Origin of the sequence: Providencia heimbachae ATCC 35613, from assembly GCF_001655055.1 — a bacterium.
GTDB lineage: Bacteria > Pseudomonadota > Gammaproteobacteria > Enterobacterales > Enterobacteriaceae > Providencia > Providencia heimbachae.
Window position 1 is genome coordinate 124185 of record NZ_LXEW01000047.1, and the last position, 16005, is coordinate 140189.

14 protein-coding genes are annotated in these 16005 nt (G+C 40.7%); 11 read left to right on the forward strand and 3 right to left on the reverse strand.

Going from position 1 to position 16005, the window contains the following annotated elements; all coding sequences use genetic code 11:
• Nucleotides 1-23: 23 nt before the first annotated feature.
• Both gcvH and gcvP read left to right on the forward strand, forming a co-directional pair.
• On the forward strand, nucleotides 24-416 hold the full coding sequence (gcvH, locus tag M998_RS16785) for a glycine cleavage system protein GcvH (RefSeq protein WP_068445602.1): 393 nt from the start codon (nucleotides 24-26) through the stop codon (nucleotides 414-416).
• A 379-nt stretch (nucleotides 417-795) separates the two neighbouring features.
• A complete protein-coding gene (gcvP, locus tag M998_RS16790; RefSeq protein ID WP_068909905.1) occupies nucleotides 796-3672 on the forward strand; it encodes an aminomethyl-transferring glycine dehydrogenase in 2877 nt (958 codons plus the stop codon).
• A gap of 66 nt (nucleotides 3673-3738) precedes the next feature.
• Here gcvP and M998_RS16795 read toward each other — a convergent pair whose 3' ends face one another.
• Nucleotides 3739-4359: an HD domain-containing protein gene (locus M998_RS16795; RefSeq protein ID WP_068445600.1), complete on the reverse strand. Its 621-nt coding sequence runs from the start codon at nucleotides 4357-4359 to the stop codon at nucleotides 3739-3741.
• Nucleotides 4360-4370: 11 nt separating this feature from the next.
• Nucleotides 4371-5357 (reverse strand): tRNA-modifying protein YgfZ, encoded by a 987-nt coding sequence (ygfZ, locus tag M998_RS16800; protein WP_068909907.1) that lies wholly within the window; start codon nucleotides 5355-5357, stop codon nucleotides 4371-4373.
• 251 nt (nucleotides 5358-5608) lie between these two features.
• Between ygfZ and sdhE the strand changes: the two genes are divergently transcribed.
• Nucleotides 5609-5875 carry an FAD assembly factor SdhE gene (sdhE, locus tag M998_RS16805; protein ID WP_068445596.1) on the forward strand — a complete coding sequence of 89 codons (267 nt, stop codon included), beginning with the start codon at nucleotides 5609-5611 and terminating at the stop codon, nucleotides 5873-5875.
• Nucleotides 5856-6266 carry a protein YgfX gene (locus M998_RS16810; RefSeq protein WP_068445594.1) on the forward strand — a complete coding sequence of 137 codons (411 nt, stop codon included), beginning with the start codon at nucleotides 5856-5858 and terminating at the stop codon, nucleotides 6264-6266. Before sdhE ends, M998_RS16810 begins: the two co-directional genes overlap by 20 nt.
• A 57-nt stretch (nucleotides 6267-6323) precedes the next feature.
• Here the strand turns inward: M998_RS16810 and fldB are convergent, their stop codons facing one another.
• On the reverse strand, nucleotides 6324-6842 hold the full coding sequence (gene fldB / locus M998_RS16815) for a flavodoxin FldB (RefSeq protein WP_068909908.1): 519 nt from the start codon (nucleotides 6840-6842) through the stop codon (nucleotides 6324-6326).
• Between the two features lie 139 nt (nucleotides 6843-6981).
• On the opposite strand from fldB, the gene xerD reads away from it, so the two are divergent.
• From xerD to M998_RS16850, 7 genes are all read left to right on the forward strand, one after another.
• Entirely contained in the window at nucleotides 6982-7884 is a 903-nt protein-coding gene (gene xerD, locus M998_RS16820; RefSeq protein WP_068445591.1) for a site-specific tyrosine recombinase XerD, read from the forward strand.
• Nucleotides 7885-7903: 19 nt separating this feature from the next.
• On the forward strand, nucleotides 7904-8605 hold the full coding sequence (gene dsbC / locus M998_RS16825; protein WP_068909910.1) for a bifunctional protein-disulfide isomerase/oxidoreductase DsbC: 702 nt from the start codon (nucleotides 7904-7906) through the stop codon (nucleotides 8603-8605).
• An 8-nt stretch (nucleotides 8606-8613) separates the two neighbouring features.
• Nucleotides 8614-10347, forward strand: coding sequence for a single-stranded-DNA-specific exonuclease RecJ (recJ, locus tag M998_RS16830; protein WP_068909912.1), 1734 nt, complete (start codon nucleotides 8614-8616; stop codon nucleotides 10345-10347).
• A 158-nt stretch (nucleotides 10348-10505) separates the two neighbouring features.
• Nucleotides 10506-11607, forward strand: a protein-coding gene (gene prfB, locus M998_RS16835) for a peptide chain release factor 2 (RefSeq protein WP_111750933.1) whose coding sequence is annotated in 2 segments (ribosomal slippage) — nucleotides 10506-10583 and nucleotides 10585-11607 — 1101 coding nt in all. Because the reading frame shifts where the segments join, the coding sequence is not laid out codon by codon here.
• Nucleotides 11608-11614: 7 nt separating this feature from the next.
• Complete coding sequence (gene lysS, locus M998_RS16840) at nucleotides 11615-13132, forward strand: lysine--tRNA ligase (RefSeq protein WP_068909914.1); 1518 nt, start codon at nucleotides 11615-11617, stop codon at nucleotides 13130-13132.
• A gap of 756 nt (nucleotides 13133-13888) precedes the next feature.
• The gene (locus M998_RS16845; protein ID WP_068445580.1) at nucleotides 13889-14443 is read left to right on the forward strand and encodes a YuaE family lipoprotein; all 555 of its coding nucleotides are present in this window, start codon (nucleotides 13889-13891) and stop codon (nucleotides 14441-14443) included.
• Between the two features lie 20 nt (nucleotides 14444-14463).
• Nucleotides 14464-16005 (forward strand): coiled-coil domain-containing protein (locus M998_RS16850; RefSeq protein ID WP_156510944.1); only part of this gene is annotated, 1542 nt, incomplete at its 3' end.

The following is a 16005-nucleotide window of genomic DNA, read 5'->3' on the forward strand; positions in this document are numbered from 1 at the left end:
TCAGAATAAAAGTGAGGCGAATGATGAGCAATACTCCAGCAGAGTTAAGATATACCCGTGAACATGAGTGGGTACGTGATGAAGGTAATGGCGAATATACCGTTGGTATCACCGAGCATGCACAAGAAACATTAGGTGACATGGTATTTGTTGATTTACCTGAAGTCGGTAGCGTAGTGAGCGCGGGTGATGACTGTGCAGTTGTGGAGTCAGTAAAAGCAGCATCTGATATCTATTCACCTTTTAGTGGTGAAATTGTCGCTGTTAACACAGACCTTAATGATTCACCAGAATTGGTCAACGAACAACCATATCAAGATGGTTGGATTTTCCGCATTAAAATTTCAGATGAGTCACAGTTGGCGGATCTGATTGATGCGCAGGGGTATATGTCGTTGGTTGCAGCATCCGAATAAATCCGTCGTCATAATTCGCGCTGTCGCGTTGTTGGCTGCGCTTGCTAACCCTAGTCACCGCGTAGTTAAATATCTAGTTTTCTACGCTCCTAGGGATTAGCGCCGCTTGCCGCCTAGCGGCAACACGAATTATTTAGACGGATCCACGGGTTGTCATAATTCGCGCTGTCGCGTTGTTGGCTGCGCTTGCGAACCCTAGTCATGTAGTTATCTACGTGACTAGGGATTTTAGATAGATTCGAGCATTATCGTAATTCGGGCTATTCTCCCAAAAGACTAATCGTTATCAAAATTTTAATATATTGATTTACTTACCGCTAATCTCCATAACCGCCGCCCTACAACTTATGCATAGCAGACAAAGGATGGGAACACAGATATGTCGATGTCACTGAGTCAATTAGAAAATCGTTCAGAATTTATATCGCGTCACATTGGTTCATCAGAACAACAAATAAAAACCATGTTAGATACCGTGGGCGCAACATCCCTTGATAGTCTGATGGATAAAATCGTACCGAAGGCGATTTTACTCCCCGAACCACCAAGAGTGGGTGGTGGGGCGACAGAACAAGAAGCTTTAGCTGAATTAAAAGCGATAGCATCATTAAATAAACGTTATAAAAGCTACATTGGTATGGGCTATGCGCCTACGGTGTTGCCACCGGTTATTTTACGCAACTTATTAGAAAACCCGGGATGGTATACGGCCTATACGCCTTATCAGCCAGAAGTGTCACAAGGCCGACTTGAATCATTATTGAACTTCCAACAATTGACGATTGACCTAACGGGGTTAGATCTCGCCTCTGCCTCTTTATTAGATGAAGCAACTGCAGCTGCGGAAGCGATGGCAATGGCAAAACGTATTAGCAAATTAAAAGATGCAGAACGTTTTTTTGTTGCTGATGATGTTCATCCTCAAACCCTCGATGTTGTCCGTACTCGAGCGGGTACTTTTGGCTTTGAGGTTATTGTTGATCGTGCAGATAAAGTCCTTGAACATGAAGGTATTTTTGGTGCGTTATTGCAGCAAGTTGGGACAACGGGCGAGGTTCATGATTACAGCGAATTATTCACTAAGCTAAAAGAACGTAAAGTTGTAAGTTGTGTTGTAGCTGAAATGATGGCATTGGTATTGCTAACAGCGCCAGGTAAGCAGGGGGCTGATATTGTTTTTGGCTCAGCTCAACGTTTTGGTGTTCCAATGGGATACGGCGGGCCGCATGCAGCATTCTTTGCCTGTCGAGAAGAGTTTAAACGCGCAATGCCGGGTCGTATTATCGGTGTTTCACGAGATGCCGCTGGAAATACCGCACTGCGGATGGCAATGCAAACACGTGAGCAACATATTCGTCGCGAAAAAGCGAACTCGAATATTTGTACTTCACAAGTCCTATTAGCCAATATTGCGGCTATGTATGCGGTATACCATGGGCCTCAAGGCTTAAAAATTATTGCTGGGCGTATTCATCGCTTCAGTACGATTTTTGCTAAAGCGCTGGCAGAAGCTAGCATATCACTGCGCCATAAAACATGGTTCGATACGTTATGCATTGAAGTTGCAGATAAAGCCGCTGTGCTTGCTCGTGCTGAAAAAGCAAAGATTAATTTACGGACAGATATCATTGGTGCTGTTGGCGTGACGTTTAGTGAAACAACCACTCGTCAAGATCTGAACGACCTATATGCAGTGATCACCGGTGACGAGAAGAAACTTGATTTTGAAATATTAGATAAACAAGTTTCTGAAACTGAAAGCGCCATCCCAGCGTTAATGCAACGGGATGATGAAATTTTGATACACCCAAATTTCCATCGTTATCACAGTGAAACCGAGATGATGCGGTACATGCATAGTCTTGAGCGCCGCGACCTTGCCCTTAACCAAGCGATGATCCCTCTGGGTTCTTGTACGATGAAACTGAATGCATCGGCAGAAATGATCCCAATTACATGGCCTGAATTTGGTGAGTTACATCCATTCTGTCCACCGGAGCAAGCGCAAGGCTATCATCAAATGATAGAGCAGCTTTCTCATTGGCTAGTGCAGCTAACAGGCTATGATGCCGTTTGTATGCAACCTAACTCAGGTGCTCAAGGCGAGTACGCAGGGCTGTTGGCGATTCGTCGTTACCATGAAAGCCGTGATGAAGGAAAACGCAATATCTGCCTGATCCCAGCGTCTGCCCACGGTACAAACCCAGCATCAGCCCATATGGCGGGAATGGAAGTGGTGGTGGTACGTTGTGATGATGAAGGTAACATTGACTTAGTCGATTTGCGTGAAAAAGCACAGCAGCACAGCGAGGTACTCTCTTGTGTGATGGTGACTTATCCTTCAACTCACGGCGTATATGAAGAAAGTATTCGTGAAGTTTGCGAAATTATTCATCAATATGGCGGTCAGGTTTATTTGGATGGGGCCAATATGAATGCGCAAGTGGGCTTAACGACACCGGGCTTTATTGGCGCAGATGTTTCTCATCTTAATTTACATAAAACATTCTGTATCCCTCATGGTGGCGGTGGCCCCGGCATGGGACCCATCGGTGTTAAAAAACACTTAGCACCATTTGTTCCGGGGCATTCAGTGGTTGAACAAGAGATGATTACTGACCAAGGTGCTGTATCTGCCGCGCCATTTGGCAGTGCCTCGATTCTGCCAATCAGCTGGATGTATATCCGTATGATGGGGTCTTATGGCTTAAGAAAAGCAAGCCAAGTCGCGATTTTAAATGCGAACTATATTGCTAAACGTTTATCGGGTCACTATGACATTCTGTATACCGGTCAAGAGGGTTATGTTGCTCACGAATGTATCGTCGATTTACGCCCAATCAAGAAAGATACCGGGATCAGCGAGCTCGATATTGCGAAACGATTGATAGATTATGGTTTTCATGCACCAACCATGTCATTCCCTGTGGCTGGTACACTGATGATTGAGCCAACAGAGTCAGAGAGTATTGTCGAAATTGATCGCTTTATTGATGCAATGCTGGCAATCCGTGATGAAATTAAGCAAGTCGTTGAAGGGAAATGGACACTTGAGGATAACCCATTGGTTAACTCACCACACGTACAGACAGAGCTCGCGGAAGCATGGCCACATGCTTACAGTCGTGAATTGGCAGCATTCCCAACTCATTCAACTCGAGTTAATAAATATTGGCCTGCGGTAAAACGGTTGGATGATGTCTATGGCGACCGCCATTTGCATTGTTCGTGCGTACCGATTGAAGATTATATGTAATTGATTAGATGAAAAAAGGTCCGTTTATTTTATAGACGGACCTTTTGTTTTAATCGAAAGATAAATCTACAGCAACCAACCTTTTTGGTGTGCCAACTCTAACTGTGCCTTTAGTTGTATATAAAACTCAGGAAAAACCTGTTCTATGTAGTCACACTTGCTGAGAACTTGTTCAAGGCGAATATTGTTTTCCACCCAGCTTTGTCCCTGATGATGTAAATTCATTAGCATTGGCATGGCTCTATCAATTGCATTAGCAAATTTCGAGTCCTCTGTTTGCAATGCATCATACTCATTCCAAAGGGCTAAAAATGATTCACTTTGTGGGCTAGGAAGCAGTGCGAAAATTCGCTTTGCCGCTTTAATTTCGTCATCACGAATTGCTTCACGTGCCGCATTATCAAATACAATCACATCCCCCGCATCAATTTCGACAATATCATGAACAAGGGCGAGTTTAATCGCATGTTCGACATTGACGCCTTTAACGTAAGGGGCAAAGCTCATGGCTGCGACAGCAAATTGCCAGCTATGCTCTGCGGTATTCTCATATCTTTCATCATTCAGTAATTTATTTTTGCGATAAATACTCTTTAATTTATCTAATTCCATTAAAAATTGGACGACTTCGGTAAAAGCCCCAAAATTGAGTACTTCTTGTGGCTTAGTACCTGTTACAAATGACATAAAAACCTCAATTATTTTTCTTCTTCTAACGAATAAGGCAGTGGTGAAATAGTGAGATGACTTTGTTCATCACCAGTGACACGAAAGATGCTATCGGCTTCCATATCATTATTCATAATAGTTTGGACATAGATCTCACCGTTGCCTAAGCGAACGGCTGCAAGAATAGTACCGGTACGGCGCCATTTATCGCCCAATTGCCACTCCAAGCCATCTCCCGTCGATGGCAGTGATGTACCTGTGCCTTTTAGCCAATACATTGCGCGCTTATTGGCACCTCGGAATTTTGCGCGAGCTACCATTTCTTGGCCGGTGTAGCAGCCTTTTTTAAAACTAATACCGTGTGGTAGCGCTTGTAAATTCGTGGCTTGGGGTAAGTGTTGGGCACTATTTTCTTGATCAATAACCGCATAGCCAGCTTCAATATCGAGGGATAACCATTGGTCATCAGAAACTTGCGTTGCATCGAGAGATGTACGCACTTTTTCAGCAGTCTGTGCATCGGTAATTAATAAAAAGCGTTCAACGGGCAGTGAAAAATGCAGCAAAGTTGTTATATCGTCGACAACAACTTGGTTCTCATCATCTGGTAGGGTGCTGAACAATGAGGCTAAGGCTTCTTTTGCCCCTAATCCTGCAACGGCAAGTAATTTAAGGTCAGTTTTTTTCTCAAAGGTCACTTTAGAGAAAACGGCATATTTTTTTAGCTCTGCTAATTGAGCATCTGCTACGCTGCTTCTAACAAGGTAAGAGAAACCCTCTAAATGGTGAAATAAACGCAAGTCACTCCACATTTTACCTTTCGGGTCACAATGTGCCGTTAATGTGTGCGCTTGTTTCAGTGTACTAATATCTGCTGTCACTTGCCCTTGTAGGTATTTTTCAGCATCCAAACCATGAAGGTGGATCAATTCCCAGTTTTCTAGTGAAATCAAAACGAGAGGTAAAGACTGAGAATCGAGAGGAAATTGTTGTAAGCTGTCGGCGTCGGTAGTCATGATTTCACCCATTGTGCTTGTAAAGATAAAGGTAGTTAATGGTAAAATAGCTAGATAACATTGCAAGTAGTTATTATGATACCCGATGAATTATCTAATATTGTTAGCTTATATGTTGGTAGAAAAATGGGATTTTACAGCTAAAATTACAACAATGTTGGGTGTGACATGTTTTATTCGCAAATTATCTGTTAGAGTATTAAAAATAATCAATCTTATCAGCTAACTGCAGCAAAAAAGGTCGTAGTGAAATGGATATAGAGAATAAAGCGCGAATTCATTGGGCTTGTAGACGTGGTATGCGTGAATTGGATATTTCAATCATGCCTTTTTTTGAATATGAGTATGATGGTTTATCGAGTGAAGACAAGCAGACGTTTGTGAATCTGTTGGAATGTGCTGATCCAGACTTATTCAACTGGTTAATGAATCATGGTCGTCCAGATGACGATAAATTATTTTATATGGTAAAACTGATTCAGGAAAAAAATAAAAATCGTGGTCCTGTGGAAATCTAATCTCGCCATTTCATGGAAAACTCAACTTTTTTCTACCTGTATTCATGGGGTAATAGGCGCATTTGTGCTAATTGCTCCGTGGGTATCAGAAACCTCTATGATTTGGCTGCCATTGCTGGTGGTGATTGTCGCGAGTTGGGCGAAAAGCCAGAAAAATATCAGTAAAATTAAAGGGATCGTTGTTCTGGTTAACGGCAATAAAGTTCAGTGGAAGAAAAATGAGTGGTATATTGATAAAGCGCCTTGGCGCAGTCGATTTGGTATTTTGCTGACGCTAAGTGCCCTACAAGGCAAGCCGAAAAAAATTCATTTGTGGATTGCGAAAGATACAGTTTCAGAAGAAAATTGGCGAAATTTAAATCAGCTATTACTGCAATATCCAGATATTTAATGCTTTTATTATAAGCTCTATCAATTACAGTAATATAATAAGCTTGAATTTCTGATGCTACAGTAATTCTTCAATTTCTTGCAATATCTGTATGCACCATTGGCCAATACGTTCATCTGTTTGCTCAAATTGATGGACTTCATCAATAGCTAGCCCAACAAACATATCGCCTTCTTTATTTAGTGGTTTGGGGCTATCAAATTCATAGCCCTCTGTAGGCCAAAAACCAATAAACTTAACGCCTGTTGGTTTTAATTGATGATAAAGCAGACCTAGCGCATCTAAAAACCATTCACTATAATCGATTTGGTCGCCCAGACCATACATAGCTACAATTTTATCCTTTAAGTTCAGATTGGGAAGTGCATCCCAAATAGCTAGCCAATCTTCTTGTATTTCACCAAAATCCCACGTAGGGATACCCAAAATGAGAACATCATACTGTTCCATTAAGCTTGGTGGCGTATCGTTGACATTATGCAGTGCGACAAAATCATCACCGAGAATATCACGTATTTTTTCTGCAACCATTTCGGTATAACAGGTACTAGAACCGTAAAAAAGACCTATTTTCATATAATTATTACTATGTCCAGCTATGGTTTTTATTACAAGAGATGTATTGTAACAGTGGAGGCACAATCAGGCATAATAGAATCGTGTGGTATTATTATAGGTAAATCGTTATGCGTAAATCGCTAAAGGTAAATCGGTCGTGGAAACAAAACAACTTAATCCATTAATTGAACAATTTCTTGATACAATTTGGCTTGAACAAGATCTTGCTGAAAATACATTGGCTTCTTATCGTCTTGATTTGCAGTCATTAGATAGATGGTTAGATGCACAACAATTGCATTTGGAAAATGTTCAATCCATTGATTTACAGTCATTTTTAGCTGAGCGTATAGAGGGTGGATATAAAGCGGCTAGCTCGGCACGACTATTAAGTGCAATGCGTCGGCTATTTCAGTATTTTTATCGTGAGAAAATACGATTGGATGATCCCTCAGCAGTGATCGCCGCACCTAAAATACCCAGAAGATTACCTAAAGATTTAAGTGAAAAACAAGTTGAAGATTTACTTAATGCCCCTGCCACAGAAGATTCCCTTGAACTCAGGGATAAAGCGATGCTTGAAGTTTTGTATGCATGCGGTTTACGAGTATCTGAATTGATTGGACTGACCTTTTCAGATATTAGTATGCGGCAAGGTGTTATACGGGTGGTAGGTAAGGGGGATAAAGAGCGATTAATCCCCTTAGGCGAAGAAGCAATATACTGGATTGAAAAATATATTAACGAAGGTCGTCCTGATTTATTAAATGGTAAAGCGAGTGATATTTTATTTCCAAGTAAACGAGGAACAAAAATGACACGGCAAACATTCTGGCATCGTATAAAATATTATGCGGTTCTCGCGCACATTGATACGGATTTATTATCGCCACATGTTCTTAGACATGCCTTTGCTACGCATTTATTGAATCATGGTGCAGACTTACGCGTGGTACAAATGTTGTTAGGTCATAGTGACCTTTCGACAACACAGATTTATACACACGTTGCCACTGAGCGGCTGCGTATGTTACATGAGCAGCATCATCCTAGAGGGTGATGGCTATTTAAGGATAAATATGAAACGCAAATTATTATTATTGGCAGCGTGTATTGCCTCTTTTACCGTCTCAGTTTATGGGGCAACAGAAGATAAAATTATCAAAGAAACATTAGCGAAATACGATATGACTGTTGAGTCGATTAAGCCTTCACCTATTGTCGGACTCAATGTGGTTGAAACATCGACGGGTATTATTTATATCACCGATGATGGCAAATATTTATTGCAAGGCCCTATCTACGATATGAGTGGTAAAGTACCGCTCAATATTAGCAATCAACCGTTAATGAAAAAAATTGAAGCTTTAAAAGATGAAATGATCGTATTTAAAGCGCCAAATGAAAAACATGTGGTGACGATCTTTACTGATATTAGCTGTGGCTATTGCAAAAAATTACATCAATCTGTTGGTGAGCTAAATAGCAAAGGTGTGACAGTTCGTTACCTTGCTTATCCACGCCAAGGTATGGATAGCGATACCGCTAAAAAAATGGCATCAATATGGTGTAATGGGATGCCTCAAAATGCGTTAACTAAAGCTTTTAAAGGTGATGAAATTGCCATGATTGATGAGTGTAAAATTGATTTAGGCAAGCATATGCAAGTGGGCAATTTATTTAAAGTCACGGGGACTCCTGCAATTATTTTGCCTGACGGACAATTACTTCCCGGCTATTTAACGCCAGATGCGCTTATTCAATTACTTGAACAGAAATAACCAATATTGTGAATGTTGAAACCTTTTTACGTCAACGCGTCCAAAGTGACGAAGTGATCATGCTACCGGGGGTTCCTAGACTCTTGCAGCGTATTTATGCACACCGCGGCATAACAAATGCGACGCAACTAGAACGCAAAGCCTCCAATCTTTTAGATTATCATTCATTATTTGGGATTGAAAATGCCCTTGTTCTGCTTTACCAGGCATTAACAGAGCATAGTTCAATTACCATCGTTGGGGATTTTGATGCCGATGGGGCAACGAGTACTGCCCTTGCAATTCGGGCATTAAAAGCCATGGGGTATGCAAATTTAAATTACATCGTGCCTAATCGTTTTGAAAATGGGTACGGGTTAACGCCACTTGTTGTTGAAGAAGCGCACAAGCGTGGTGCTGAATTAATTATCACCGTTGATAATGGAATTTCATCCCATGAAGGTGTTGCGACCGCAAATGAGCATGGGATAAAAGTGATCATTACTGACCACCATTTACCCGGCGCTACGTTACCAAATGCAGATGCGATCATTAACCCAAACCTCAACGAATGTCATTTTGCGTCGAAATCTTTAGCAGGGGTCGGGGTCACGTTTTATTTGATGTCTGCCTTGAGAGCGCATTTACGTCAGCAAGGTTGGTTTACGCAACAAGGGCTTAGTGAACCTAATTTGGCCGAATTTTTAGACTTAGTGGCTTTAGGTACTGTCGCTGACGTCGTCCCCCTTGATATGAATAACCGTATCCTTGTTCATCAAGGTTTACAACGCGTTAGGGCTGGGCGTTGTTGTGCAGGTATCAAAGCGTTGATCGAAGTTTCTAAGCGGGAAGCCTCTCGGTTAGTGGCAAATGACTTTGGCTTTGCATTAGGGCCTCGATTGAATGCAGCGGGGCGGTTAGATGACATGTCCGTTAGTATTGAGCTATTGCTCACCGATGATATGGCTTATGCAAGGGAGCTTGCTAACGAATTGGATGGTTTAAACCAAACAAGACGTGATATCGAAGCGGGAATGCAACAAGAAGCCCTCGTACTGTTCAACAAAGTTGAATATAGCACCAATCAATTACCCAATGGTTTGGCGCTGTATCACCCAGAATGGCATCAAGGGGTTGTTGGTATTTTAGCTTCAAGGATTAAAGAGCAGTACCATCGACCGGTTATTGCGTTTGCGCCCGCAGGTGACGGTGTACTCAAAGGGTCTGGTCGTTCAGTTCAAGGTGTTCATATGCGAGATGCATTAGAGCGTTTGAATACACTACAGCCCGGATTAATGCAAAAATTTGGCGGCCATGCGATGGCGGCGGGCTTAACCCTCGAAGAGAACAATTTTGACGCATTTAAATTGCATTTTGAGCAGCTTATGGGGGAGCTTATTCAACCTGAGCAACTCGCTGGTGTGATTTGGAGTGATGGTGAGCTGACCCGCAATGAATTTTCATTAGAAGTTGCAGAGCTTATTCGCGATAGTGGGCCTTGGGGGCAATCATTCCCAGAACCTGTTTTTGATGGGCATTTTCAATTGCTACAACAGCGATTAGTGGGTGAACGTCACCTTAAACTGATGTTAGAACCCGTAAATGGTGGTCCTATGTTAGATGCCATTATGTTTAATATTGATGTTCGCCGATGGCCAGATAACAGCATTAAAAAAGCAAAAATAGCATTTAAACTTGATGTCAATGAATACCGCGGGCAAAAAAATGTGCAATTAATGATTGAACATATTTGGCCTGAGTAAAGAGTAAGCGCTGGATAATAACAGATTAAAAATCAATTTTAAGCTGTTAACAACCCAGTATATTAAAGTTTGACGGCTATAAATCGGATAGAAATTCCTTTATACTAACCGGTTCGTGAATAAAAATTTTATCTTTGACTAACCATAAGATATTGAAAATGACGTTTGAAATAAACCCAGTAAAAAATAAGATCCAGGACCTGTCTGATCGGACATCGGTTCTGAGGGGGTATCTTTGACTATGATGCCAAGAAAGAACGCTTAGAAGAAGTTAATGCAGAGCTCGAGCAGCCGAATGTCTGGAATGAACCAGAAAGGGCTCAGGCACTTGGCAAAGAACGCTCATCTCTTGAGGCGATTGTTGATACAATCGACCAGCTAGATCAAGGAATGGAGGATGTTCAAGGTCTGCTCGAACTTGCTATTGAAGCGGATGATGAAGACACGTTCAATGAAGCGGGTGCCGAGCTAGAGCAACTGCAAGGCAAACTAGAACAACTTGAATTTCGCCGTATGTTCTCTGGCGAATATGACAGTGCTAATTGCTACATCGACTTACAAGCAGGTTCTGGTGGTACAGAGGCGCAGGATTGGGCCAGTATGCTACTTCGCATGTATTTGCGATGGGCAGAGTCAAAGGGCTTCAAAACGGAAATTATTGAAGAATCAGACGGTGATGTGGCGGGTTTAAAATCTGCCACGGTCAAAATCATCGGTGATTATGCCTATGGGTGGCTAAGAACAGAGACGGGTGTTCATCGTTTAGTTCGTAAAAGTCCATTCGATTCAGGCGGTCGCCGGCATACATCGTTTAGCTCGGCGTTTATTTACCCAGAAGTTGACGATGATATTGATATCGAAATTAATCCAGCTGATCTGCGTATCGATGTATACCGTGCTTCAGGTGCGGGTGGGCAGCACGTAAACAAAACTGAGTCAGCGGTTCGTATTACGCATATCCCGACAAATCTTGTCACTCAGTGTCAAAACGACCGCTCACAGCATAAAAATAAAGATCAAGCGATGCGTCAGTTAAAAGCGAAGCTTTATGAGCTGGAAATACAAAAGAAAAATGCAGACAAGCAAGTGATGGAAGAGAATAAATCTGATATTGGCTGGGGAAGTCAGATCCGTTCTTATGTACTTGATGATGCAAGAATAAAAGATTTACGTACTGGTGTGGAAACGCGTAACACGCAAGCCGTGCTGGATGGTGATTTGGATAAATTCATTGAAGCTAGTTTAAAAGCTGGCCTGTGAGGAAAAAATGTCTCAAGAACAACAGGGTGCTGAACAAGTTCCCGATTTAAATAACGAACTTAAAGCACGTAGAGAAAAGCTAGCGGCATTACGCGAAAAAGGAATTCCATTCCCCAATGATTTTCGTCGTGAAAATATTTCAAATAGCCTTCATGCACAATATGGTGATAAATCAGCGGAAGAGCTTGAAGCGCTGAATATCGAAGTCACTATTGCAGGGCGAATGATGACTCGCCGTATTATGGGGAAAGCATCATTTGCCACTTTGCAAGATGTTGGTGGACGGATTCAGATTTACGTTTCACGTGATGACTTGGCGGAAGGCGTATATAACGAACAGTTTAAAAAATGGGACTTAGGTGACATTTTAGGTGCGAAGGGTCGTTTGTTTAAAACAAAAACGGGTGAATTGACCATTCATTGTCATGAAGTTCGTTTACTGACAAAAGCATTGCGTCCACTGCCAGATAAATTTCATGGTTTATCAGACCAAGAAACGCGCTATCGTCAACGTTATCTTGATCTTATTGCAAATGATGAATCACGTAATACGTTTATCATTCGTTCTAAAATTCTTGCTGAAGTCCGTAACTTTATGGTCAGTTACGGCTTTATGGAAGTCGAAACACCGATGATGCAGGTGATCCCTGGTGGTGCAACAGCGCGCCCTTTTGTGACTCACCATAATGCATTAGATATTGATATGTATCTGCGTGTTGCACCTGAGCTTTATTTAAAAAGGTTAGTGGTCGGTGGCTTTGAACGCGTGTTCGAAATTAACCGTAACTTCCGTAATGAAGGTTTATCTCCACGCCATAATCCTGAGTTCACGATGATGGAACTCTATATGGCGTATGCAGATTACCGTGATCTGATTGCGCTGACAGAAGATTTATTCCGTACGTTGACACAAAAAGTGCTTGGAAATACCGTTGTTCAATACGGTGAACAACAGTTTGATTTTGGTCAGCCATTTACTAAATTGACGATGAAAGAAGCAATTTACAAATATCGCCCAGAAACGAATATTGCCGATCTTGATGATATGGATAAAGCGGTTGCTATCGCTCAATCACTGAGTATCAAAATTGAGAAGAGTTGGGGACTCGGTCGTATTCAGTGTGAAATTTTTGAAGAAGTTGCGGAAAGCCACTTAATTCAACCGACTTTTATCACTGAATACCCAGCAGAAGTTTCACCTCTTGCCCGACGTAATGATGACAATCCATTCATTACTGATCGCTTTGAGTTCTTTATTGGTGGACGTGAAATAGGTAATGGTTTCTCTGAGTTAAATGATGCAGAAGACCAAGCTGAGCGTTTTGCAGAGCAAGTTCGCCAAAAAGACGAAGGTGATGATGAAGCCATGTTCTATGATGAAGATTATATCACTGCATTAGAACATGGCTTGCCACCAACAGCAGGCTTAGGTATTGGTATTGACCGCATGGTCATGTTATTTACCAACAGTCATACTATCCGTGATGTTATTCTATTCCCTGCATTACGTCCTACCAAAGCGTAATTAAGCTTTTAATATGCCCGGGCGAGTTCCGGGCGTATAACACCTCAAAAAAAATTGATTTCATACCTAAACTACTTCACGATGACATTTACCAACTGTATATCATCAAATAGGCCTACTTGATGGGCTCGAAATAAATATCATGGCAAAAGTCAGTTTGCGTTACGAATCGTATCAATTTAAAATAAGTAATTATTATTTATAGCTGATATAATTTTTCCATCTTTTGGGATAATTATGTTTTATCATAACGCATTGATTAAAAAACTTAATTTTTTGATTGGTAATGTTAAATAAGTAAAGGTGCTTATTTTTTGGCATGCGATTTTTTTCTGTAAATGGTAAAAAACACATTATTAGTGTGACGCGCATTATAAAAATAAAAAACAGCATTTAATTTGTTAGTAATTGTTTCAACGGTAATGAATTTAAAAATTAAAATAGATACAAAGGTTATTGAGCTGTTGAAATTATACTTTGTACGTTTATTTATTATTTTGAGATAACAAAAAATATTAAATAAACGATAAGATTTGCTAATTTTTCTCTCATTAGGAGTATTAATTAGTATAACGACATGAAAAAATAAAAACGTAGCAAGAAAAGAATTTTAAAACTAAAATAAAATTAATCATAAATTTATGAGATGTCTCTATTTCTACATTTTGACTTATAGAAAATAGCTAGTTTTTAGCTTACACTAGGTTTCTTGGACATCAATATAATAGCGAAGAAAAGTACTGGTAAGGTAACTATATGTTTTTAAAAAATAAGTTTTATGTTGCATCTTTGCTTATAGCAGGTACGGCTCTTCTTTCAGGCTGTACATTTGGCTCAGACACATACAATACAGCAGCTCAGAATAAACAAACGGTTAGCACTAGCTCAGAAACTGCCGCTCAACAAGCTGAAAAGCAGGCGGTTCAGGCAAGTACTAATCAAGTTGATAATTCATATCCTGAATCTCAAAAAGTATTAAATAGTGCAATGAATCGTGCGCCGGTAGAGTCAACGAGCTTTAACGCTAACGGTACAGAGCAACAGTCATTTGCGCATTTAAATACTTGTGTTAAAGAACTGAATGCCCTGAAAACACTTTCACCAAAAGATTACAACCGTCTGGTCGGTTCTTTCAAAGAAGTCAGTGAGATTAATCGTCTTTACAGACAAGTAGAAACAACAGCTAGCCCAGACACTATTGAGTTATTACAAATGGCAATTGAGTCTAAAACGAAAGTGCTTTGTGCAAAAGTTCGCTATAACTCTGTATTGTCTACCGAATCAACATTGAAGAAAATTAGTGGATTATGAGAACTAACCTAAGGCTTTGTGTGTCGCTGGCACTTTTTACGACATTTTTTAGTCACGTTCCAAAAGCGGATAGCTTTAATAACGTTATTGATGATTTTGATGCTTACCTACAGCTCGAAAAAGAAGGTAAGTTACAAGAGCAACAGCAACCGCAACCGCCAGTGAATACACAAGCTCAAGGTTATGAAATTTTTTCTTCACTATCTACAGTTCCTGCGCCAAAAGAAAGAAGTAAATCTGCGGCAGCACCAAAAAGAGCTAATAGCAAAACAACAGGGAAGAGCAAGACTGGTTTATCAGTTACTGCGAATGAAAATGCAAACGGTAATGCGGGTAAAGGGCAGCCAGTAGAGCCTGAAAAAACAACGTTCTCGGAAGTTTGTACATTGACTGAGGGGAAATATCCCTCTCAATCAGCGCTATCATCTTCATTCCCCTATTTATTTCAAAGCGATCAATGGAACCCTCGATATTTAGCGAAGGATTTTGCAAAGTATCAGGTAGTTCTTGACCCGCTCGGTTTATATTCTTCAAAATTTATTAATAAGCCTGTAGTAGATAGTGCTGTTTATCTAGCTCAATTAGTCGAGTTAATTGAACATCAGAGATTAACAAATTTATATCAATTTGGCCTTGCTCAAGGTGTTGGGCAGCTAATTGCATATAATCAATTGTTAACAGATGATCAACTCGTAGCAAAGCTTATTAATCATAATAAGAGTATTGCTGAGTTAAGCCATATTATTACTGAAAAGCAATTTGAAATTAATAAGCTCACGGATGAGGTTGAACTCAATAAAGATCAAATCGCACAATTACAATCTCAGTTATCTTCAACAGAAGACAAGTCAATTATTGATGATCTTAATCGTAAACTTACAGCCGCTGAAAAAACGATAGAACAAAGACAAAATAGCCTTACGGAACTTAGCCAAGAAAACCAACAAACACAGGAAATAGTTGCTCAGCTTGAAAAGCAATTAAATGAAAGTATTGTTGAGCAATCGAAAATTAAGCAACAGCTAGCTGAAAAAGATAAACAATTTGCAGATGCGAGTTTGCAGGTTGATCAACTGACGGCAGAGATCACTAAATTAGAGTTAGCAGCCAAAGAGCAATTATTGCGAAGTGGTGACACGGATGAACAAGTTAAGTTAGTCACAGCTGACCTATTGAAGAATCAAGAATTATTAAAGCAAAAAGAAGATGAATTAGCATTAACACAAAAGCAAAAAAATGAAATTCAAATTGCATTAAAAGAACAACAAGATACGGCTAAGCAGTTAGACGCTCAAAATATTCAGCTAACCGCGCAGTTAGCCGAAAAAGCCCAGCAAGCGGATAAAATACAAGCGGCGTTGACGGCGCAAACCGCAAAAGCTGAGCAAAAAGCCGCTTTAGAAGCCGAGTTAGCGGCAGCGAAGCAACAATTACAAGCCCATCAAACGGCGCAAGATACGTTGTCAAAACAGTATGCCGATAGCCAAAAACAGCAACAACAGCTGCAAACGGCATTAACGCAGAACGAACAAAACTACGCGGCGGCGCAAAAACAGTTGGCA

Bases quoted from the DNA above. Each gene is read 5' to 3' on its own strand.
- gcvH (WP_068445602.1), top strand. From the start codon at position 24: ATGAGCAATACTCCAGCAGAGTTAAGATATACCCGTGAACATGAGTGG.
- gcvP (WP_068909905.1), top strand. From the start codon at position 796: ATGTCGATGTCACTGAGTCAATTAGAAAATCGTTCAGAATTTATATCG.
- M998_RS16795 (WP_068445600.1), bottom strand. From the start codon at position 4,359: ATGTCATTTGTAACAGGTACTAAGCCACAAGAAGTACTCAATTTTGGG.
- ygfZ (WP_068909907.1), bottom strand. From the start codon at position 5,357: ATGACTACCGACGCCGACAGCTTACAACAATTTCCTCTCGATTCTCAG.
- sdhE (WP_068445596.1), top strand. From the start codon at position 5,609: ATGGATATAGAGAATAAAGCGCGAATTCATTGGGCTTGTAGACGTGGT.
- fldB (WP_068909908.1), bottom strand. From the start codon at position 6,842: ATGAAAATAGGTCTTTTTTACGGTTCTAGTACCTGTTATACCGAAATG.
- dsbC (WP_068909910.1), top strand. From the start codon at position 7,904: ATGAAACGCAAATTATTATTATTGGCAGCGTGTATTGCCTCTTTTACC.
- lysS (WP_068909914.1), top strand. From the start codon at position 11,615: ATGTCTCAAGAACAACAGGGTGCTGAACAAGTTCCCGATTTAAATAAC.
- M998_RS16845 (WP_068445580.1), top strand. From the start codon at position 13,889: ATGTTTTTAAAAAATAAGTTTTATGTTGCATCTTTGCTTATAGCAGGT.